The sequence below is a fragment of the Runella sp. R5_40 genome (assembly GCF_057652295.1).
Genome location: NZ_JBYFCH010000012.1, coordinates 56,828 through 79,603 on the forward strand (window position 1 = coordinate 56,828; position 22,776 = coordinate 79,603).

22 protein-coding genes are annotated in these 22,776 nt (G+C 39.8%); 5 read left to right on the forward strand and 17 right to left on the reverse strand.

All coding sequences use genetic code 11. The annotated features are described in order from the left end of the window. Positions 1-47: 47 nt before the first annotated feature. The 12 genes from AC23N5_RS19605 to AC23N5_RS19660 form a co-directional block, all read right to left on the reverse strand. The gene (locus AC23N5_RS19605) at positions 48-785 is read right to left on the reverse strand and encodes a hypothetical protein (protein WP_487756896.1); all 738 of its coding nucleotides are present in this window, start codon (positions 783-785) and stop codon (positions 48-50) included. 3 nt (positions 786-788) lie between these two features. After that, positions 789-1,277 carry a hypothetical protein gene (locus tag AC23N5_RS19610; RefSeq protein WP_487756897.1) on the reverse strand — a complete coding sequence of 163 codons (489 nt, stop codon included), beginning with the start codon at positions 1,275-1,277 and terminating at the stop codon, positions 789-791. 1 nt (position 1,278) lies between these two features. Next, entirely contained in the window at positions 1,279-1,836 is a 558-nt protein-coding gene (locus AC23N5_RS19615; RefSeq protein ID WP_487756898.1) for a hypothetical protein, read from the reverse strand. Between the two features lie 14 nt (positions 1,837-1,850). Further along, the gene (locus AC23N5_RS19620; RefSeq protein ID WP_487756899.1) at positions 1,851-2,534 is read right to left on the reverse strand and encodes a hypothetical protein; all 684 of its coding nucleotides are present in this window, start codon (positions 2,532-2,534) and stop codon (positions 1,851-1,853) included. Positions 2,535-2,548: 14 nt separating this feature from the next. Beyond that, positions 2,549-2,956 carry a type VI secretion system tube protein TssD gene (tssD, locus tag AC23N5_RS19625; RefSeq protein ID WP_487756900.1) on the reverse strand — a complete coding sequence of 136 codons (408 nt, stop codon included), beginning with the start codon at positions 2,954-2,956 and terminating at the stop codon, positions 2,549-2,551. Between the two features lie 39 nt (positions 2,957-2,995). Then, positions 2,996-4,345, reverse strand: a complete 1,350-nt coding sequence (locus AC23N5_RS19630; protein ID WP_487756901.1) for a type VI secretion system contractile sheath protein TssC — start codon at positions 4,343-4,345, stop codon at positions 2,996-2,998. Between the two features lie 35 nt (positions 4,346-4,380). Beyond that, positions 4,381-4,830: a hypothetical protein gene (locus tag AC23N5_RS19635; protein ID WP_487756902.1), complete on the reverse strand. Its 450-nt coding sequence runs from the start codon at positions 4,828-4,830 to the stop codon at positions 4,381-4,383. Between the two features lie 25 nt (positions 4,831-4,855). Next, positions 4,856-5,602 (reverse strand): hypothetical protein, encoded by a 747-nt coding sequence (locus AC23N5_RS19640; RefSeq protein WP_487756903.1) that lies wholly within the window; start codon positions 5,600-5,602, stop codon positions 4,856-4,858. A 114-nt stretch (positions 5,603-5,716) separates the two neighbouring features. Then, a complete protein-coding gene (locus AC23N5_RS19645) occupies positions 5,717-6,754 on the reverse strand; it encodes a hypothetical protein (RefSeq protein WP_487756904.1) in 1,038 nt (345 codons plus the stop codon). A 51-nt stretch (positions 6,755-6,805) separates the two neighbouring features. After that, positions 6,806-7,744, reverse strand: a complete 939-nt coding sequence (locus AC23N5_RS19650; RefSeq protein ID WP_487756905.1) for a hypothetical protein — start codon at positions 7,742-7,744, stop codon at positions 6,806-6,808. A gap of 148 nt (positions 7,745-7,892) precedes the next feature. After that, complete coding sequence (locus AC23N5_RS19655; RefSeq protein ID WP_487756906.1) at positions 7,893-8,438, reverse strand: hypothetical protein; 546 nt, start codon at positions 8,436-8,438, stop codon at positions 7,893-7,895. Between the two features lie 121 nt (positions 8,439-8,559). Next, the gene (locus AC23N5_RS19660; protein ID WP_487756907.1) at positions 8,560-11,058 is read right to left on the reverse strand and encodes an ATP-dependent Clp protease ATP-binding subunit; all 2,499 of its coding nucleotides are present in this window, start codon (positions 11,056-11,058) and stop codon (positions 8,560-8,562) included. Positions 11,059-11,306: 248 nt separating this feature from the next. Here AC23N5_RS19660 and AC23N5_RS19665 point away from each other — a divergent pair, with 248 nt between their 5' ends. From AC23N5_RS19665 to AC23N5_RS19685, 5 genes are read left to right on the forward strand one after another with little or no spacing between them, the layout of a single operon-like run. Further along, entirely contained in the window at positions 11,307-12,041 is a 735-nt protein-coding gene (locus AC23N5_RS19665; RefSeq protein WP_487756908.1) for an FHA domain-containing protein, read from the forward strand. A gap of 18 nt (positions 12,042-12,059) precedes the next feature. After that, positions 12,060-13,403 carry a hypothetical protein gene (locus AC23N5_RS19670; RefSeq protein WP_487756909.1) on the forward strand — a complete coding sequence of 448 codons (1,344 nt, stop codon included), beginning with the start codon at positions 12,060-12,062 and terminating at the stop codon, positions 13,401-13,403. A gap of 10 nt (positions 13,404-13,413) precedes the next feature. Next, positions 13,414-14,079, forward strand: a complete 666-nt coding sequence (locus tag AC23N5_RS19675) for an FHA domain-containing protein (RefSeq protein WP_487756910.1) — start codon at positions 13,414-13,416, stop codon at positions 14,077-14,079. Between the two features lie 6 nt (positions 14,080-14,085). Further along, positions 14,086-15,591, forward strand: coding sequence for a PP2C family protein-serine/threonine phosphatase (locus AC23N5_RS19680; protein ID WP_487756911.1), 1,506 nt, complete (start codon positions 14,086-14,088; stop codon positions 15,589-15,591). Positions 15,592-15,594: 3 nt separating this feature from the next. Beyond that, positions 15,595-16,398, forward strand: a complete 804-nt coding sequence (locus AC23N5_RS19685) for a caspase family protein (protein ID WP_487756912.1) — start codon at positions 15,595-15,597, stop codon at positions 16,396-16,398. A gap of 5 nt (positions 16,399-16,403) precedes the next feature. Here AC23N5_RS19685 and AC23N5_RS19690 read toward each other — a convergent pair whose 3' ends face one another. From AC23N5_RS19690 to AC23N5_RS19710, 5 genes are read right to left on the reverse strand one after another with little or no spacing between them, the layout of a single operon-like run. Further along, complete coding sequence (locus AC23N5_RS19690) at positions 16,404-17,432, reverse strand: WG repeat-containing protein (protein WP_487756913.1); 1,029 nt, start codon at positions 17,430-17,432, stop codon at positions 16,404-16,406. 35 nt (positions 17,433-17,467) lie between these two features. Beyond that, positions 17,468-19,738, reverse strand: a complete 2,271-nt coding sequence (locus tag AC23N5_RS19695; protein WP_487756914.1) for a hypothetical protein — start codon at positions 19,736-19,738, stop codon at positions 17,468-17,470. 13 nt (positions 19,739-19,751) lie between these two features. After that, complete coding sequence (locus tag AC23N5_RS19700) at positions 19,752-20,693, reverse strand: hypothetical protein (protein ID WP_487756915.1); 942 nt, start codon at positions 20,691-20,693, stop codon at positions 19,752-19,754. A gap of 6 nt (positions 20,694-20,699) precedes the next feature. Then, positions 20,700-21,434: a hypothetical protein gene (locus AC23N5_RS19705; RefSeq protein ID WP_487756916.1), complete on the reverse strand. Its 735-nt coding sequence runs from the start codon at positions 21,432-21,434 to the stop codon at positions 20,700-20,702. A gap of 16 nt (positions 21,435-21,450) precedes the next feature. Next, a complete protein-coding gene (locus AC23N5_RS19710) occupies positions 21,451-22,773 on the reverse strand; it encodes an OmpA family protein (RefSeq protein WP_487756917.1) in 1,323 nt (440 codons plus the stop codon). Between the last annotated feature and the right edge of the window lie 3 nt (positions 22,774-22,776).

Below are 22,776 nucleotides of genomic sequence, written 5' to 3' on the forward strand. Positions count from 1 at the left end.
CATATTTTTTAGTATTTTAGAAAAAATAAACTTTAAGTATTTTTACATTAAAGCCCTACTTTCTCCCCGTTTTTATTTTTTCCATCAAAATATAAAAGAAGCCTATCGCCTCTAATCTGGTAATCAAACAATTTTTGATCTTTGTTTTTTGGTATCTTAATCCAAATCTCTCTATTGTTTTTAGTATATAACCTTGCCCCCATTGCATTAAAATTTTGAATCCAAGGTATCGGTTCATTGTTTGATTCACCACTAACGTTAGTGTTACTTTGACCATATCCTGTCATAAAAAAACTATTTTGGCTGCCTTGCAACTGGCCATCCTCCGTTATTCTCCAATACTCAGTGGTTTTAGTGTTCGATCGAGATTCTTCAAACTTCCATGTACCTACTATATTTTCATGTACTGCTGCACCTGTGTTACCCCCTGAAATCTTTGGTTTAAAAACGGCATTCAAGTAGAAAGTCTGGCCATTGTATAGATTCATGATTAAATTTGTTCCAGTTTTCTGAAGTACAACCGTAAGTCCTGGTTGATTATCTATATAACCCAAACAAGTAGCTGAACTTGAATTAGTTAGAGATCCTTCAAAATAAACCTTGACCAAACCATTCATTTGAGTTTCAAAAGAACCAGTTACATACCGTCCTTTTACATCAATTTTTATATTTGCAACACCTGTAATACCAGCAACACTCTGTGCTTGACCAACCCACTTTCCATTGATTTGGGCCATGCTGTTCAACACGACTAAAAGTGAAACGAAGAATGATATAGATTTCATTTTTTATAGCTTGTTAAGGATATTCATGGATATTTGCCACAAAATTCTATCATCTCTATATACTTCACTATATAGTTTTTTTAAATTTGTTATATAGTTCACTCGTCCCTTATTATCAAGCACAGTACTTGAATTTGGCAAGTCAAAAACAACTTTTGAACCCCGACCGTGAAGGCCATTATAGTAATTATGCACTTCATAGTGTATCAATACACAAGGGATAACATTTTGATAAAAATTACTTAGTTCTAATTCTGAAAACAAGGGTTTTAAGTGCGTTTTTTCAATAATATGATGCCAGTGCCAATTTTTATCTAATCGTATTTTAAACTCATCTGATATTATACTTTTCAAACCACTATTTTTGGCATCAGCATACCTGCTACAGAAGTAATAACTATCTGTTGTCTGGGGTTTTCTAAACACGAACAGAAGTACACCATTGTAAAAAGGCACTAAACCAGAATATGAACCCTCGTAACTTATATTCATTTTAAATCAGTTTAAAATCCTTCAAAAACGCTTGTATCGCTTTCACATCATCTCTGATATACACCGTGGTGGGTGGCACAATTTCTTTGATGTATTGTCGTTCAAGGTGAGGAAGGCATACCTGTGAAGCTCCTCCCCAAAAATTGAGTCGCGTCGTAAAATGACGTGCATACGTTTGGCCTTCTTTGGCATAACCTTTCTCGGTTTGGGGGCCAATATCCCCCGCAAAACCCACAATGGGTTGCGTGGTTTGTATCACAATAAGGCAAGTGAGGCCGTTCCAATTGTGTAATACGGCATTTCGGGCGCGTACACATTCCAACAAGGTTTTGCCTGTTTTTTGGGCATACGCAAGGATGTCAGCCAAATCGCCCATCGTTCCCCAAAAAGGAGAAATCGTTTCTTTGCATTCTTTATCCAAATTGAACAGTTCCCAGTCAGTAAACTTATAGAAGTAGGTGCCTACTGGGATAGTCACTTTCTGAGCTCTTCGTCCGTTAAAGGAGTTTTTCTGAGATTCTTTTAAATCTTCAAAAGTGAGTGTTTGATTGAGAATCATACGTCATTTCAGGTTTAAAATTCGTCACCAAGGGTTCTAAGTATCCAGTTTTTAGTGGTCAAGTCACTTGCTTTGGGCGTTCCCCATCCTTCGTCACTGTTTGGTTTGATGTACAGCGTGGTATCAGCTTTTGCTTGCTTCCACTGCTGTTTAGCCTTTTTGAGTGCCTTTACTCTCTCGTTGTATTCCTGAGCGGGCAAGGTTTTCAACTGCGTGCCTTGGATAAGTTGCCTCTCAATGTCGGCGTCAAATGCTTTTGGCTGGTACCATACCCTCAGGTGGATAATCTCAATACCCACCTGCTGTTTTTGATAAACAAACCGCCTCACAACCGTCTTGGTCTTGGCAACCATGTACTCGGTACTGAGGGTAGAGTCCGTCTCCAAAACTTTGTAGCTGAGCGCTCTCCACTTTTGCGCTGTTTGCTTTTGAGAACCTACAAAGGGGAGCATAAGCACGAGATCATTTGTACGGCCATCGTACTTTTCCGTCGGTACCACAATGTCTTGATGCCATCCTATCCAAATAGTCGGCTGACTTAGTCGGTGCTTTTGTAACGCGGTCGGAATCGTTGTTTGAACGCCAAATAATGATTCCGACCACAATTGTGGCAGTTGATGGCCTGTGTAAGCACAAAGACTTAGGGCGCCCAGCAACCCTAAAATGTTTTGAATGTGCTGTTTGTTATCTTGAGCCATCAGTTCAATACTTTTTATTCGCGATTCAGCACCAACGTTTTTCCATCAACGTCTAAATCTCGAACCGTGATGGTAAAGCTTTGAGTACCTGCATGTTCACCACCAAGGGAGAACGTTTCGCTAAAATTGACTACAGCACCATGCTTGAAAGTAATTTTACGTACCGATTCATTCTTTTGGTTGAAAAACTCTGCATTTCCCGAGACATCGTCCTTGTGGGGTAGCAGCATCAACTCAATGATTTTGGCATTATCGCCCATTTTATCACCCTTGCGCGTTGCGACAGTGAAATCAATATTACCCCCAAAAATCTCTGAGGTAGTTTCGTTGGTATGCGGGTTTACGTGTTGGTGAAAAGAGTACGAACAGTTCAGTACTTCAAACTTTACACCATCAATTTCAAGCGTTGCTTTGTGTGCCATTGTTGTATTGGTTTTGGGTAAATATAAAATTGTTTGATTTTAAGATTTAATGTCTGAGTCCCAGTCACCTTTGGTTCCAGTGAGGCTAATATTAAATACCTTAGCAGGAAAATAGGGCTTCAATTTGACATCTATTATGATTCGTGTTGGGTTCGTTTTATCTCTTTCTACTTTTAATTCGGAATAGCCTTCAATTACTTTTCCTTGAATCGAGCTAAGAAAACGTGAGGTCTGCTTTTTTATATCTTCAAGCATCGCATTACTAATATTCTCGAACGTTCGTCGGTTGAGAAAATCTTGCATGATTTTGCCAATCCAGTCGAAAACCCGTACTACACTGTACGTTTGAAGGCCCACGTTGTCACCATCAAAGAGGGTTTTTGCCGATTGGGGTATCACACGCCCCCACGAATAGTCAAGAGGGATAAGCCCCATGCTTTCGAGTTGTGCCACTTCATTTTTACGCATTGTAAAACGTGTACCGCTTGCCATCTTGAGCTTACCATGCTGCAAGCCTGCCGATGGTTGTGCAATGCTACCTCCCCAAAGAAGTCCACCAAGGGCCATGGCGGGAGAAGCATAAAGATGTTCTTCTTGGCCCAGTTCGGTATAGGCTTCGCGTCCTACAATGTAGTTGCAGGGCATCATCACGTGGGCTTTGTGGGCGTCTGAACCAGTGAGTTTGTCTTTGGCAAAAGCCACTTCAACATCTTCGGCACTATCCAAGTGGCGATAGTCAGTGATAAGCATCACTTTGTTTTTGTGTGCCAACTCTGCCCACTTGTCCACGATGGTATTTTTCTTTAGCCATCCTGGAATGATAAGTAGGGAGTAGTTGTTGGTCAGGTCAAATTTATCGTAACCCTCGTTGAGTTCAAACGCTACCTGAGAGAAAATTCCTTTGGGATTACTGAAACTATCGGCATCGGTGGTGGCATCGTTGCCTGCATCGAATAGTACCAAATTTTTGATTTTTTCCTCGGCTGTATTTTCAAAGAAAAGTCCCAACGAGCGATACGATTGTTCTAACTCTTGCGTTTGTTCTAAGCAATTGAGAAGATTTTTTTTGAGGGTTTCGGAAGCAGAAGCTGCACGCTTTTCAGCATCAGACACCATATCGGCTATATTTTCGTGGGCAGATACGATGTCGGCAATTGCCAAGAGCCTTGCTTTTAATTTCTTACGGTCGGCTTTGTTGTCTTCCTCTTCCATAAACATCGCTTTGCGAGCCTTTTTGGAAGGATCCATATTGTCAGCACCATCTATAATGGTTTTGAGGAAGTCAAAGCCGCCAAATTTTCCGAGTGCCGACACTGATTCGGATAAGGGGCGGGCGGGCTGCCGTTCTTTGAGTTGGGTTTCTTTGCGTTGTAGTTCTTCTGCTGCCATTTTGTTTTTTGTTAAAGGTTATTTGCCCTACTTGGCTAATCTGCATTGTCCAATTCTTCGACCATGGCGTTGATGGCATCCAAAAAAGCGGCTTTTCCAGCAGGGTCAGCGAGCATTTTTTGAAATACTTTGTTGGACATGAGGCGCTTAATGAGGGTTTCAAAGTCTTCCTTTTTCCCTTCTAACTCTTGTAAAAAGCCGCTTTGCTCAATCATTCCTTTCACTGTAAAGGCAGATAGATTGGTAAAATGCAGCGTTTCGTTTACATCCGCCCCATCCTCTGTTTGGTGCGTTACATCCACCTTGGGTTCAAACCGGTCAAAGGCATCTTGAAGTTTTTGGATACCTTCTACGGGCGAGGCATCCAATGAGTCTGCGGTCAGTTTAGTGACCATTGCGGTTTTATTATCATGAAGCAATTTGATGGCTTCACTCGTGCCTTCATCTATGATGACACCGCCAAGTTGTGGTTTTTCGATTGCCATGAGGTTATTAAGTTATAGTTACTTGTTATTTAATTTTCCTGAAACTTTCATCTGCTTTTTCTTGATTGGGGGTGCGCTGTAAAAATAGATTGGTTTTTCCAGCTCCAACAGATTCAACAAAATAGTATGTAAATGGTACTTCCTTACCGTCTGCGAGTTTAAAACAAATAGTACCATTTTTGGTAAACCATCGCGCACCAGAATTGATGAGGTTTTGTACGTCTGTAGCTTGCTCCCAGCCATCGTCAAAACTTACACCGTATCCACCACTGTAGGTTACCGCCGAGGTCCGCGTTACAATTTCCATTCGCCCATCTTCGTACAAACCCAATCTTTTTTGATTTTTAACTCCCGCCCTACTTTGTCGAATACTTTCCCAGACCCCTACTAAACGCGCGTCGCGAGGGAGGTTTGCCACACCCGCTGCTGGTTTGGATGTACCTTGGGCTCCCGAAGGCTTTTGAGCTGTGGGAGTAGTACCGTTGTTTTTTTGAAACTCACCACTAAGTATCACAATGTCAAACTGATGAGCCTCTAAGTAAATTCCTTTTTTTGAGGGGTTTATTACACTAATATTAGCTAAACGAAGGTCTAATTCTCCTGAGGCTTCAGCTATTTTTCCTTCGTAAATTTTATCATTTTTTTTTGCCCTTATTTTATAAGTCAGCTCTGACCCGTTGGCCGATAGGGTCACAGTTCCAGTAACATTGTCACCTTCTACCTTCAATGACATTATTGAAGGCACTTTTTGATTGGGTAGTAATGAAAGCATACACTCCCCTGCATAATTTCCACTAGTGATAGTCTGACTCATCGCTATTGATGAAAGTAAAACAAAAAAAAGTAGGTAGGTTTTATTCATAATGCCAATTTACTGTAAAAAGTATTAAAGCAATGCAGTTGAATCCAAATTAACATTGTCATATATTCCGTTGATGAGCATCTTTAAACGTCGCCCATATTCCTCTTTAGAGCTATGCCATGGAACAAAAAGAGAAGAACCAATAAGAGGCACACCAGCCATTAATGCACGATTTCGGATGTAATTATCTGCTGCCTGAGAATTCTTCCAATAGTTCTTTAACTCCATAATTCGATTAAGTTTAAGTTCTGGAGTAAGAGTTTTAGTCCACCACCTATCTCTAATTTTTAGTTCGTTTTCAGTAAGAATGATAGGCATGGCATTACAGTAAAGGTCAGTTAGATCCGCCAAACTATATGGGTCTTCAAAAAAACCAGGATCTCCCCCAATTCCCCCATGTGAAGTATCAAAGGACTCATGCGCCCAAGGCAAAACTAATAAAGATTTAAACATATAGGGGCGCGATGTAGATTTGAAAAATTCAGCATCTATTCGGTTTTTAATGTTTGCAGATTTCCTAACTGCATTCGCCAACATCCGTACATTTTGGGTCGAAATATTTATATCAATGCCTGCTGTACTATCTACGGCATCATATAACCCAATAAAATTGATTTTAATAGGATAGGAAATATTTTTTTTACTCTCTATCACTCGTTTTAGTCCATGCATTTGTGATTCTACAGGGCGATTGAGGGATTTTGCTTCACTCCACCACGTGGAGCGTGATTGAAGCATCTCGGCTATTTTTAAAACTCCAAATCCACCACGGCTATGACCCACTAAATTAAGCTTAATATTTTCCTGTTTAATTCCCTGCATAATTAGGTTTTGTATTTCGTCTAAAACCCATCTTACGCCATCTAAAATACGATCAATCATAAGAAACCCTAAAGTATCAGGTCCATCAAGATATGCCTTTTTATGCCCCCCAAAATCATTGAAAAACCGCCGTACGTGGCTATTTTGCCCCCCACTATCTCTCCATTTGGCAGATCCAGTTCCATCAATGGAAAGTAACAAATGATGGTCTCCCACCTGAGTGTTAAATTCTAATGGCATAAAATTCTGATTTATCTAAATGACTCTACATGAACTATCTCTTTTAAGGCATTACATCCCAACAATTCTTTTGAGCTGTTGTCCCCGAATTTCATCGCCTTCTTGCCACGGGATATGTTGTGATTGACCTGATAAAGGAACATTTGCTTGCTGTGCTTGACTCCTAAGAAAGGTATCAGCATTAATTGATGATTGCCAAAAACCTCGAACTTGTAAAATTCTTTCTTGCCTTGACCCCTGTGGCCGCCAAGAACCGTAAGGGTTAAATCGTTGTACCCAGCCTTCTTCTCCAATTAAATCCAGTGCATTACAATAGATGTCTGTTCCTGCACCTAAACTCCACTGTGTAAAGAAACCAGGGTCTCCCCCAATCCCGCCATGAGAAGTGTCGAATTGGTTATTGGTTGCACTTGGAATACCAATCCCACTAAAACTGATACGGCTTCGATTCATATTTTGCCTGATGGCATGCGCCACTTTATTGACATTTCTTAGGGATAAATCCCCCTCTGTCTCTACTGCTGCACGCTTTACAGCATCGTATAAACCGATAAAATTTACATTTAGTGAAGGTGGAATGCTTTGTCCCATGGTACGATTAAAAAACTGAACCTCTTGAGCACCTCTACTGGCAGGTCTTACAAAAGAAATGGGATTTTGAAGGAAATTAGCGATTTTCAACACTGCAAATCCCCCTCTGCTATGCCCTACAAGGTTTATTTTGATATCATTGAGGTTAGCTCCATTCGTCAAAGCACGTCCAATCATTCGATACACATCCCGTACACCTTCGTCAATAATACTACCTACATCAAGTCCAGAGGCACCAGCGGGACCATGTCTAAAAATTTTAGAAACGCCATACCCTCCTTGAAAATCAGACATGAATCTATGTACATGACTATTTAAGCCATCTCTTCTCATCCAATCAGATGAACCTGTTCCATCAATTGCCAATAGAATGTGGTGATTAGGCATTGTTTTTTTCATTTTTTATTTTTTCTCCCATTCAAACGCTCCATTCTCTCCCATTTTCAATTGTATCTGGCTGCCCTTGAGCAGTTATCCTGCATTTTTACTTTTTGATGGTTTTTATTCTCGGATTGCAAATTCTGATCAGAAAAGAATATGAAGTAATCTATATAATAGAAACACGCTGAAGACTGCTTGTTACACTCAACTCAAGTGCATACCCTCCAACTGGAAAATCAACTACCATGATTTGTGGATCAGGTTTCCCTTTTGTCCACAAGGAGTAATTACCATAAATTAGATGGCCTAAATTTCGTAAGTCGTCCGCACGCTTTGAACCTTCTATTATTCCTTTAACGGCCGATGGCCCCATTTTTATAAGTGGTTTTAGGTAGATGATTGAACTTTTTGCAAATTCCGCCCAGCGTGCGCCCAATGATACAGATAAATCTATGTTTTTTTGTGCTTCCCATGAATCTTTAATCAATACTCGTGGGTGAGGGCAATTGAGTGCTATAACCATACACCCCCCTAAGCCTCCTCCTAATCCCAAACCAAATTTGATTGATTCGATGTTGAGAGTTACAGTTTCAAAAGTTTCTAAATTGACCATCCAACATGAGTTAGTTTCTACACCTACTGCTCCAATTATGCCTCCATATTTTGCACCTACGCCTATCCAAGTAACACTTGGTAATTTTTCCTCTGTCATTATTATTGCTTGTTTAAATTTTAGAAAGCTATATTCAAGGTTAAAAACCTGTAATGTAGTCTATATAATAGAAATTTTTAATAGCGAAGTGAACCATTACGATGGTAGAATCTTCGAATTTTCAATCCATTTTCTCCCAACCAAACGCTCCATTCTCGCCCATTTTCAATCGTATCTGGCTGCCCTTGGGTAACTCACCCGCTACAATCATACGCGAGAGTGGGCGGCGAATTCGATTGCGAATAACGCCTCTAATAGGCCGTGCGCCATATTTAGGGGTAAAACCTTCGAGGGCAAGTGCTTTACGAGCGTCGTCATCCAACATCAGGGTGATTCCTTGTTTTTCAAGGAGATTAGTGAGGGGCTTGAGTTGGATATTAAAAATATTGATAACTGCACTTTCGGTAATGGGGCTAAAAGGAATGATCTCCGTGAGACGCCCCAAAAACTCTGGACGGAAGTGCTTGGTCATCAAATCTAAGATGTCATTGGATGCTGGAATTTTACCCTTACCAAACTGATCGGCTATCCATTCGGAACCAATGTTAGAGGTAAACAAAATGATTGCGTTGGAAAAATCTCCTTCACGCCCGAGGCGGTCGTGAAGTGTGCCTTCGTCGAGAATCTGCAAAAACAAATCAAATACTGATGGGTGCGCCTTTTCGATTTCGTCGAAAAGCACAATGGCAAAGGGCTGCTGCTTGATTTTGGTTACCAACAGACCACCTTCTTCGTAGCCCACGTAGCCTGGAGGAGCACCGTAAAGAACGGCGGCCGAGTGTTCTTCTTTAAACTCCGACATATCAAACCGAATCAAGGCTTTTTCATCGTTAAACAGAAAGTCGGCCATGGTTTTGGCCAATTCGGTTTTGCCCGTGCCCGTAGGACCCGAGAAGAAAAACGAGCCAATGGGCTGCCCTGGGCGGCTCAGTCCTGAACGATTTTCTAAGATGGCGTCGGCAATTACCTTAGTTGCATGGTCTTGCCCAACTACCCGTTTTTTGAGGTGTTCATCGAGTTGAAGGAGTTTTTCTCGTTCTTTTGATTGAATTTTGCCCAACGGGATTCCAGTTTTGTGCGCTACCACAGCGGCCACATCACTTTTTTCGACGGTCGTTTTGCTGCCCCCCCCGATGGTTTCGAGTTGGCCCAATAAATCAGTCAAGTAATCGGCAATGACTCCAGGGACTTCCATTTGATTGAGATCGGGCTGATCTTCAAGCTGCCCTAATAGTATCGGACTGAGGCGATCTTTGAGTTGGCGGTCAAACCAGCGAAGTTCTTGAGTGTAAATTTGCGGGTCCTTGGCATGATTTTGGTCTCTAATAGCTTCTAATTCAATACGAAGGTTATCTATTTCGCGCTGGGTAGTTTCACTCATGAGGCGCATAGCCGCCATGGTACGATCTATGAGATCAATTGCAGCATCAGGTAAACGACGGTCTTTGACGTATCTACGAGCCAATCGTACAGTTTCGGCTATAGTATCAGAGGCAACGCTTATTTGGTGGTGATTTTCAAAAAGTGTAACCACCTTGCCTATCATACGAGTAGCCGTAATTTCGTCGGGTTCTTCGACTTTGACCAATTCAAACCGTCGAGCAAATGCTTCGTCAGGTTCCATGTATTTACGAAACTCATCAAGTGTTGTAGCCCCAATGACCGTAAGTTCTCCACGAGATAGCTCTGGTTTGAGCAAATTCACTAAGCCCATTGCTCCACTTTGAGGATCCATTAAAATATGTATTTCATCAATAAAGAGTAATGCTTTTTCAAACTGCTTTACTTCGGCAATGATATTTTTGAGGCGGTCTTCGATTTCACCTTTGTACGATGCCCCCGCAATAAGGGCTCCCATATCCAATTGAAATAGCGAAGCGTTTTGTAAATGCCCTGGTACTTGTTCGGCCACAATTAACTGTGCGAGTCCTTCCACCAGTGCAGTTTTACCAACGCCAGGTTCGCCTACAATAATGACGTTTGGCTTGGTGCGTCGGCCCAAAATCTCAACAGTCATCCGAGTTTCTTTATCGCGCCCAATTATGGGGTCAAGCTTTCCATCACGCGCTACGGCTGTTTTGTCTATACAAAATTTAAGCAAGGCTTGCGCTGAAACTTTACCTCCTGCTGAGGTGACAGATTTAGCTTGACTTGGCAGACTACTACTAACTGCATTTTGAACTCCCACTTCTGCCATAGCTTTCTCGAGGAGCTCCGTTTCATTAAGAGGGAAGGATTTAAGTTGGTCTTTTTGAAAGGCTACGCCTGGACGACTTATGGCCGTTAGTACAGCAAGAGGAGTTATTTCATCTTCTCCAAGTTTCATTCGTATAATATCCGAGACTTCCAGTGTGGCTTGCACTTGCCCATCTCCCCGTGGTTCAGGTTCTGTTCTAGCAGATTTTGGATACTTTTCTATGCGAATATCAGCCCAATCTCTTAAATAGTGAACATCTACACCCCATACAGCCAATATACTTGCTAACCCCACATCATTATGCAAGATACCTTTGAGCAAATGGCCTGCTCCATACGTTGTATGATGATTTTCTTTAGCTAATGACTGCGCGACTTGGATAGCACGTTTGAGGTTGCTATGGAAAGAAATACTCGAAATCATAGGGTGAAAGGCTTAGAAAAATATGTTTGAAAAACACAACTGAAAGGGCTTCAAAAGTATTGTTTTTTTTCTCTAAATCAACTGTTTGTCATCGAAACTTATCTAACGGTCATAAGAACCTTATCTTTTTGTCACGATAAATAATCCTGCAATTTTATATAAGAAAAATGATTGGAAAAATACGTCAAATGACGTATTTTTCCAATGCGAATTAAATCACATCTTTGCAAGATTACTTAGTACTTTTTATGAACATCTCCAAACGAGTAACAATTGGCCGTAAACCAGGCAATACCATTGTACTAACAAATGCTGACGTAAGTGGTGATCACGCAGTTCTCACACTTTTAGATGAAAGAACAAATACTTGGGAGTTACAAGATTTAGGATCGAGAAATGGTACTTTAGTAGATGGAGTACGTATATATCGTAAGGAAATTAGCCCAATAAATCAAGTAATTTTTGGTCAAACTCCTCTTGAATGGTCTTTAGTCCTTAATTCTTCTACAAAAGAACCTCCTTCTACTACTAATACTCCACCTAAAATAGTCCCAACCCAAGAATTAAAACTTGAGCCGATTGTTGAGTCTTCTAATCAAAAACTAAAAAAAATATATGAAGACTACATGGCTAAGAAAAGTAGATTGGAAGAAATTCAACGAAACGAGGCCCTCAATGCTCGTTATCAATCCTTAGGTATCCCAATAGCAGCCTTGTTTGGAGCTTCTATTGCTTTTTTTCCTCCTGAATATCGGTTTATCTCAATAATAGGCTCACTAATCTCATTTGCTATAGCCAGTTGGTCTTTTTTCAATTCCAAAAAATTTGCGAGCGAGAAAAGAGGACTTAATCTTACTAAACTTAATGAACAATTTGACATTAACTATCGCTGTCCACACTGTCAAATTAAAATCTCAGATCCATATCCTGTGTTATTACAGGTAAAAAATTGTAGGAGTTGTAAAAAACCTATAATAACATAACTTTAAATTTAAACTCAAATGAATCCACTTGATTTTGAAAAAACTCAGCTATTTGCTCAAAAAGCAAAAGAAGCTGCTCCTCCTCCATCTTTTACACCTCCTCCTATGCCTTCGATGCCAAAGGCTACCATAAAACCCAGTGCTAAGAAACTAACTAAAGAGGAAAAGATTTTGCTGGCTACGGGCGGGGTGCTGACACTTGGTCTGGGGGCTATTGTTTTTGTTAATCTTTCAGAAGATGCACCACCTCCCCCTCCTGTTGTTAATGAAGTACCTCAGGTCGTGGAGGCACCTGTAATTGAAATAGAACAGAAAGAAGTGTCCAAAGACAATCCCACCATAGCAGAATCCAAACCTCAAATACCTTCTCCAAAACCCACGCCACGCCCTCAGATAGAAGAAAAATCCCATTCTTTTATTGATGTCCCCAATGAAGCAGAGGTAGCGACAAAAGTTGATGATGAAATGTCGTTTGAAGAAGCCTTTAAAACCGCAAGAGCAGAAGTCGGCCCAGGGGGGCTTTTTGTTTGGAATGATACCTACTATGGTACTTATAGTGAGAGCGAATGGGAAAGTCTTCCAGACAATAAAAAAGAACAATGGTTGAAAATGGTTGAGCCTATTATTGATCCCGTTGAACCAGAGCCAGCAGCAGTCACTTCTGATAGTCATATAGTGATTGCCGAACGTGGTGAGATTATGTGGACTGGCATTGATAAAAATGAGGATGGGATTGCAGAGGTACTGACAGCGAGAATCCAAGGTCAGCCACCAATAGTGATGATAGATACAGATGGTGACGGAAAATTAGATACCCGTTACACGCTCGATTCGGCTACGGGAGCGGTTTATTCTTCTGCTATCGAAAAGACTGCTATGTCGATGACTGACATTAGCCAAATTCCCGAAGTAGAAAACGGCAGTGAGTTTCAAAATGCTTCATATGTAGGCCAAGTACCCGCCGATACATCAGATTTGCCAGTCAGTATTATTGAAAAAGAGGGTGGGTACATCGTTGGACTTGATTTGGATAAAGATGCTTTAGTTGATGTCATTACCCTCAATCAAGATGGAAAAAATACATTTGTAGCAATGGATATGAATAGTGATGGGCAAGTAGAAACAGCTTTTATGTATGATGAAGAACAACAAAATATTGTTTCAAATGAGATGCAACCAATGGAGTCTATGACTGTTAGTGAGTATAATTCTTCTCATGAAGAAGTCACCGAAGAGGAAATAGAAGCGCAAGATATGGACGATGACCAAGAAAATAATGATACGATGTCTTCGCAAAATGAAGAAATTTCGGACCCTTATTTTGATAACGATTCTAACGCTGCCAATGATTTTTTAGGTTAAAATTAAAAAGATGGAAATTACTTGTAAAAAATGTGGTACAAGGCTTAAAATTACCAATACAGGCAGTCCCATTGTCAAGTGTGGCAATTGTGGGTATCCAAACCCCGTGACGGTTAGCTCAAGCAATAATGCAACGCCCCAAACCCCTGTAGCCAAAGTAGCACCAGCCTCGGTAACACCTCCTCCTCCAATTCCTAATCCGAGGCCCAATATTAATGCAGGCACGGGAGTCAAACAAGACTATGGATGGTTGATAGTCCATGATGAAAATGCTCCAAGTCAGACTCACACACTTCGTTTGGGAAGGCAAGTCATAGGACGACTCAACAGCAGTAGTCCCTGCGATATTATGATCAATTCTCAGGATGTATTTATGAGTCGTAATCACTGTGTCTTAGAAGTCAAGCCTAATCGTTCTGGTGGTTTTGACTACTTACTCTCTGATAGAAAAACAAGTAGTGGTACCCCCGAAAATATGAGTACGAATGGTACATTTGTCAATGCAATTGCCAAGCCTCTTCAGCCAAACGATGTGGTTTATCTTAATGATGGAGACACTATCCAAATGGGAACAACTAAGGCTATTATCAAGACCATTAAAACGGTTGCAAATGCCCAAGATGCCACTCGAATTGTTCAAGACTCAGATTATACTCCTACGGTTATCATAAAGTAAAATCTAATGAAAATCTCTATTCATCAACCCGTAGGGTTTTCTGAAGTTGGCGGAAGAGCCAATAATGAAGACTCTATTTTTCCTCTACCCAATACCACTAATCAGGTCGAATTGTTTATAGTCTGTGATGGGGTAGGAGGACAAAGCAAAGGTGAAGCGGCAAGTTCGCTTGCTTGTGAAAGTATTGCAGAATTCTTTATGAACCACCCCCCTAAGGTAGCAGATGAGGGGTACATGATAAGAGCGCTGGAATATACCCACGAAAAATTCAAGCAAAAAGAGCAGCAAAATCCTGAGACACATGGTATGGCCACTACCATGGCACTGGTGCATTTCCATGAAGCAGGAGTTTCCGTAGTGCATATTGGAGATAGCCGGGTGTATCATATTAGAAACAATGAGATTTTAAGCGTAACTGAAGACCATAAATTCATCACTCTTTTGCTTAAAGAGGGACGTATTTCCGCTGACGAGGCAATGATACATCCAGATAGGAATCAAATCACTAAAGCTATTTCTGCCGATAGGAGAGATACCCCTACTGTCCAAATCATCGGTGATATACGCCCAAATGATTACTTTTTTCTTTGTTCTGATGGTGTTTTGGAACAAATACATGACGACCTCCTTCTGTATCACTTACGCAACACAGAAGACAATAATATAGAGGATGTAGAAAAACTTGAAAATATTCGCCAAGAATGTCTTGGTAAGACTAGAGACAATTTCTCTGCTTATTTGATTCGAGTTCAAGGCGTAGAAGGCAAAATACCTCTTGAATATTTAACTTCACCTCTATCAACAGTACCTTCAAACAATAGCTCATTCTCTGCTAAGACACAGTTTAATACATTTCAAGAAGATACACCTACTCAATTTGTTCGTTCTCCAACAGCTGCCACAAAGTCAACGGAAGTAGCTGGTACTTCCCCCAAAAAGAATCTATTGCTGATTGGAGCTGCTATTTTTCTAGTAGGAATGGCGCTATTGGCTTGGTATTTTGTTGAAAAAAGTTCCTTACCATCTCCTAAGCCTTTGGTAGAAAAAACGATTGATTCAAGCCATACAAAGCCATCAACCACTCAGGCTTTGTCCGAAGCAATCATAAGACCTAAAAAACAGGTATCTCCAAGAACGATTTCTACAAACGAACCCACCCAAGAAAAACTATTTCCAGTTTCCAAAAAGTATAACTTTACTATTTTCAAAAAAGGTAATGATTATTTCTCGTGGGAACCAGCCAAAAAGAAAGAAAAAAAAATCGTTTTTGACGAAGAAAGTTACCGCGAGGGCGTTTGTGTAGCTTACTCCTATGATGAGAAAAGTCTAAAACTCTACCTCATCAGGCCAGATAAGCGCTTTGAGGGCATCGAAAGTTTAGAAATCATTGGGAATACACAAATTATCTATGAGAAGGAAGGAATCAAACATAAAATAGACCCTAATACTGGCAAAGAACCCCCCTCAATCCAAGAACTTAAAACAAAGAAAATAAAGAAAGATTCGGTTTAAAATATGATTACTCCAACCTCAACATCCTTACGCTTTTATGCGACGCTGTTTTCCCTATTGTGGTACTTCAATATCAAGGTTTTTAGTCAAGCTACTTACGCTGTTGTGGTGGGAGTATCCAATTATCAAAAATTCAGGCCTTCAAAAGGGGATTTACATTTTGCAAGTCGAGATGCACAACTGTTTTACAGCTATCTTACAAATGTCAATGGACAAAAGGTACCAAAGTCTAATGTGATTTTATTACTAAATGATATGGCCACTAAACCCAATATTCTCAATGCACTTAAACTATTTACAAAAGCCAAAACTGACGACCAAGTGATTTTTTATTTCTCTGGTCATGGCGATTCGGGCGTATTTTTACCCTACGAAACCAGCGGTATCAAAATATTTGTATCACATAAAGAAGTGAAAGAAGCATTCAAAAACTGTAATGCGAGGCTTAAACTGTGTATTGCAGATGCATGCAAATCAGGCACTATTAAGAAGCAATCTTTTCCAGAAAAAGATGAGATTCAGCATGTCTTAAATACAAATGTCATTGTATTTTTGTCTTCTTTAGCCAATCAACTCTCGGGAGAGTACGGGCGTTTAGGGCAAGGAGTCTTTACTTTTTACCTCCTAAAGGCATTACAAGGTGAAGCAGACAAAAATCAAGACCAATCCATCAGTGCCTTGGAATTATATCAGTATGTAAACAAAAATGTACGTCAATATTCCAAAAAATACAGCCCTGATAAAAAAGAACAAATCCCTACTATGTATGGGCGTTTTTCTAAGGACTTAATCCTTGCCAACTATTGAGCGTTTTATTTGATTTCATTTCCAAAAGTATCTATTACAATCGGTTTAAGTTTTCCGTTTTTTAGTACAGTCGCTTTTCCATTTTTAAATGCCGATACTTGAGCATATTGGTACGGAATCACAAGCTCCCCCTTTGTATTGATGTAACCCCAGCTACCCTCACGGCAAACTGCCGCCAAACCTTGTTCAAAATTTTCAATATCACACCATTGCGGCTCAGCTAAAATTTTTTTTTCTTTATCCTCATCTATCAAAAGTCCCCAAGATGCTTCCTGCTCGTATGCTTTGAGTAGAGGGTCTCTGCTCACCATCTTTTTTGTTAGGGACGCATTACTTAGAATTTCTGCAAAATTTACGGCTTCTTTTGAGTTATCTTCGCTTACTATCACATTTTTGGAATAATCATTTTCATTATCTCGGGCATCCAGAAAACGAATCGCTCTTATGTATGCTCGCCAGCGTCTCTCTTTTTCCATTACTAATTCTGCTACCCGCCCTACGGACTTAAATTTGTATCCATTTTCAGCTCCGCCATCGTATTGAATAGTAAAATACGCCTTCACAAAAAGAGTAGAATCAAAGGGGGTATAACAGATTTTTAGTATAGGTGCTGAAACCGTCACTTGTTTTCCCTGATTTCGATTTTCACCATTATCTTTCGTACCAAAATGTGTGGCCAGATAGTCAAAATAATCTTCTATTGTCAATTCCTTTTCAGAATCTGGCAAATCTTGAATATCTCTAATGGCAAAATCATTCTCATAACTTTTGCTTGCGTTATCCCAAAACATCCGTTCTTCTCCTGGAGTCAGTAAATCACCCAATCTGTCTTTACGTTCTTGTACACTTGAAGTAAGAAAATGGTCATATTCTTTTGGTAATTCCGTGATTATATTTCGAGCGGCTTGTTTGATGATACGCTCTTCTCCTTTGGTAATAGTCTTTTTTTGTGCTTTTGTATTGATTGCACTCAGAGCAAAAAAGCAAAAGAGAGTTGTCCAAATACGCATTTTTAGTGAGATTTGTTGAATCAAACAAAATTAACGCCGTTTTACTATCAAACAATCAATTACGGGAATTTACCCACAAAGAAATCAAATGTCCCTCCACTAAATAGAAACGCAGGGGGAAAATTAACAGCTGCTCCGTAAAACCCAGTGAAATACAATACCGTTTGACTATCATTAAGCCTTATAAAAACAGCGCCATCTGGCCCAGTACTTCCAGTCGTCTTTACCCACTTGAAATTACCATTGGTGCCATAAGATGCTACAAAAATATCTCCTTGTCCGACCGACCGAATAGATGACAATGTGCCGAAAGTCGCATTGTCGCTGTAATATCCTGTCAAATAAATATTTCCCTGGTCATCTACGTCAATACCATTGGCTCCATCTCCCCCAGATGATCCTGCCGTTTGAACCCACTGTACAGCCAAGCTTTCTTTTGCATACTTACCCACAAAAGTATCTGTACTACCACGATTAGGAACGGTCAAAGAACCATAACGAGTCCCATTCATAAGCCCTGAAACGTACACAGACTCTCCCTTCACTTTAATATTTGTTCCAAAGCTATTATTACCAGAATTAGCAGCATGAAAAGCCATGAAGTTGCCTACTGAACTATATTTGGCGATAAAAATATCTGGATTGGCATTGGAACTTTGCGTTGAAGATGCCCCAGAGGCTGATCTAAATGTTGCTGGCGAAGCAATAGAACCTGTGAGATAAGCTACCCCGTCAGGATCTACCGAGACACCACTGATAAAATCATTTTCATAACCACCTATCCCCACTGCCCATATAGGAGTGCCATTACTGGTGTTCAATTTAGTCAAAAATCCCTCCTGCTTACTAGCCTCTCCATTAGGAGCAGACACTCTTATAGATCCTATATTGATAAAAGGAAACGTAAACGTGCCCGCTACATAAACCCCCGAAGAGTGTAAATCTATCGAAAGCCCTTGTGCAGCATTATTTCCACTAAATACTTGCCTCCATATAAGCGTACCGTTTGTATTGTATTTTACTACAAACACATCGTTGGCTACGTTATTGAAAGATTGAGCATTGGTTGAATTGCGCGCATCGGTAGGGGTTGGAAATACACGTCCTCCTGCACTTACCTGCCCTGTCACATAAACATCTCCATTAGCAGGATCTATTACAATTGACTTTCCTTCATCGTTGCCATTACCCACTACTCTTTGTACCCATGAGAAGCCACCAGTACTGTTGTATTTGGCAATAAATACATCATTAGAGCCCGCTGGACTGATGCTACCATTGCCAAAATCAATAGCACCACCATAATTTCCAACCACATATACATTGCCAAAACGGTCTGTGTCAATAGCATTCCCTCTGTCATCTCCTGCCCCACCGGCTCTCCATCCAGAAAAACTCCCATTCGATGTGATACCAGATGTGGGCGTTGTATATTCAACCGCTCCGAGCCTTAAATTAGTACCCCCACATTTGTCGCTGTACTGTACTTCGATGCGGTACTTTCTATCTTCCAAAGGTAATGTTACGCTTGAAGAGGGGGCAAATGGCGACGTAGAGTAGCTTTGATCAAAAACGATACTATTATTAGTTACATCTGTAACAGTCCATTTGGTTGAAGACAAATCATTAGTAAATCCATCAAAAGCCAATGGAATACTGAGGCCACTATTGGCTGGAATCGCTCTTATATTACTTGGTATGGCACAAGATTTAGGAGCATAAATGTCTGAGGTAGCTGTGCCTGAATTACCACATTTATCACTGAAACTGGCAGAAATATTATACGTTTGTCCCCTTTGAAAATCAAAGTCAAGGATAAAAGGGGTACTGGCATTTTTATCAATGATTGTAGTGGTTCCATTGCGCCAACTTACTGTTGAAATATCTGATGTGTTACCTTCCAGTGTAAAAGTAGTTTTAATAGGGTCTTCATTATTGGGCGAAAACAGTAACTTATCGTTTGGGCGTTGACAGCCTGCTGATGTATAGGTGGTTCTTAGTTCACCAGTTTCTCCACAAGTAGTTCTATAGGTGGCTGTTAAAGTATATGTTCCACCGACAGCTACTGTTGCACGATAACCTGCTGTGTTGTTTTGAGTGACGGTAGGATTAGCCGATGGCCCCGAAATATTCCAAGTAACCTGCGATACATCCTGTGTATTGGAAAGAGTTACTGAAAACTCCAATCTATTTGATCCTACTTGTGAGGGCATCTCTAAAGTTGGCTTCTGACACTGTTTGAGCGTTTTATTGGTGGGTAATTCTTCCCAATTACAACTGGTAATACACAACAAAAACACCATTAAGAAGACTTGCTGTAAATATCTCATTAGTGACACAGGTTTATTTTTGTTCAAAAAAACGCAAAGACCGAATCAAGACTTGCCATTCGCCTGATTTGGGGTCAGGAATAGCTATCATCTCGGCGACTCTCTTTGCCCCCGTTTTGAATGTCTTGTTCGTCTGGGTATTTTTGCCTTGGTAGTTGATGGTATAATTAACTTCCAAAAACAGTGATTCGGAAGTTGAGGTGCGAGACATGGGGCGAACATTGCCTACGATAATAGAGGTGAGAGTCACTATTTCTTTTTCATTCACAAATTCACCATTTTCTTTTGCTCCGAAATACGCCCCTAAATCGCTAAAATATTTAACTACTTTTTTGTCACGTTCCTTTTGTGGTACTCTATCCCTGCTGTCAAAATCATCTTCTACAATCGTTCCATCATTTTCAAATATGCGTTTTGAACCTGGCAAAATCATATTGTTGATAAGTTCATTCCTTTCAGATAGTTCGTAAGATGAGAGTATGTTGTTATAATAGCTTGAAAGCGAATTGATAGTCTCTCTTGCTTTCTTTTTAATATCTCTTGTTTCTTTCTCTGTTACTGGAATATTTGCTTTTTCAGGACTTATCACTGTCAAAACCGATGTTTGTTTTGGGGTTCCTTGTTTTCCTTTGGAGGCTCGTATCTGAACAGTATGTACACGGTCTTTAGAAAGGTTTAGTTGTCCAGTAAAAACATTGTTGATACACTTGGCATTGATAGAGTTCAAATCTACCGAGGCATTATCTACCAATACCTCAAAGTCTGTCACGTCAAGTGCAGCATCGCTTTGGGCTTTAACTTGTATCTGTATGGGTTGACCCGTATTGTCAATAGACTCTGTCGAAGGAGACATCCACTCCAACTTTTCAAGCCTTACTGTGTTAAGGTAAAACTGTCCTTGTGAGCTTAATGGTGATGTGGCTATAATTATAAAAAGGAAAATAATTTTTTTCATGATGTTTCAAAGTTTATAAATCATAGTAATGCCCATTTGTTCATTGGAGGGAAATAGGCTAAATTTCTTTTTAGAAGCTTTTTTACCTAACATCAAATAGGTTTCTACACCCACTGTTACGGCAGCTATGCCTAATAAAGCATTGGCTAAACTTACTTTTCGAGCTGATTGAGCCTCATTATAGGCTTGATTCCACTGTGAAAATTGGGGTTCTGAGAGCGTAGATGAACGATTGAATTGCGCATCTAAGTTCTTCAAAACATCTAATTTATTTATGTAATTTTTTCTCAAAACAAGTGCTCCAACGCCCGAAGCAATTCCAATACCTGCGACACCCAACTTTAAACTAATAGGATATGGGGTTTTTCTATCCATTTGACGGGCAGAAACTGTTTTTTGGGGATAGGTATTTTTGCACTGTTGTACTATTATAGCAACATCAATTTGACCATCTACATAAAAGTTATCAGCTTGATAGTCCCAAGACAATAGATGATTGCCTGCCTTGGCTTCTGATAAATCTCCCGAAAGTGCTTTTGCTATTATTTTTTGTTGTGTAGCTACAATCGTAATTACTACCGATTTGACATTAACACAACTTTCATAATCTTTTACTTGATAGTAAATTGCAACTTTATTATTCTCTAACTTTACTTGATCGGGCTTAATGGTTTCCTGACTCAAGCAACAAAATGGCCAAAATATCAACCAATACAGGCTAATGTGTGTTTTCGTATTCATTGTTATTGAAGAATGATTATTTCATTTCGTTTTCAGATACAACTTCCTTGATTTTTATCTCGACTCGTCTATTCATTTTTTTATGTTCTTCTGTATCATTAAGTGCGGCAGGATACTCCCCCCCAAAAGCCCTCCATTGCAGCCGTTTTTCTGAAACACCATGATTGATAAGATAGCTGTAAGTTACTTTGGCTCTGAACTCAGAGAGGGTGAAATTGATTTTTGGGTCTCCTACATTATCAGTAAAACCTATGATATCAACTTTAAATGATGGATGGTCTATCAGCCATAAAGAGAGTGAATCTAATGTTTTTGTTGCTAAAAGGGTGAGTTCATATTTGCCTTGTTCAAATAATAAAACTTGAGTTTGGGGTAGAGTAGCTTTAGTCGTTTGTGAAGCTGTAGGACTTGATGGTGGTGGGGTTTGAATATCTTGTAAATCAATAGATGCAAGGTATAGACCATTCGCTTTTTTGATTGTATATTCTTTAGTTGAGGCGCTTGGGTTGCCTGTACTTATATGTAGAGCATAACTCGCTCCAGTAGTTATTTTTGCAAAACCATGATTTGAGTCAATCATAACTACTGGAATATTTTCATTATTCTGGTTTTTCAATTTTGCATTTGGCTTTAAAGAAGTTAATACCAAAAATGCCAAAAGCGATGGCGTTTTACTCAAAGCGATTTCGTAAATAGAAGATTGATTGTCTAGATTTTCAATAATTAAATTACCATTATAACTCTGATAACCTTCAGCTTTAACGACAACTCCTACAATATCTTTTTGATTGAAAATTACTTTCTCTCCTTTAGAATTTTGTTTTACCTGATAGCATTTTTTTGAGGCATCAGTTGTATAGTACAAACAAATATCAGCATTAATACCCTGTCGGCTTTGTTCATCAATGATTTTAAAATATCGAGTAGCTGTATTGGTAGAGCTATTTGTTGAAGTATTTTCAAGGATTGTGTGCTTTTGCTCTGACTGGAAGTAGGGTTTATCATTACTCTGTTTGTCTATTTTATAGAGAGACCACTCTACAAAATATGTCTTTTTGTCTGTATTTCCCATCACTGGAATAGTCAATGGACGATACCCTGAAGCCTCAATAAAAAGCATATTAGCATTACAAGGAAGGGTCATCGAAAAATCACCATTACTTGTACCTTTACCCACAAGTTGCTTTTTATCCGCCATTTTAACATAAAAATAAGCGGAGACTCCGTATTTCTCGATAGCATCTAAAGTGCGACCTGTCAGCGTTACGCATTGACTGCAACACACTCGATTTCCAAAGAGTATTAGAATTGATGTAAATATTTGAAGACCTCGAAGCATGTT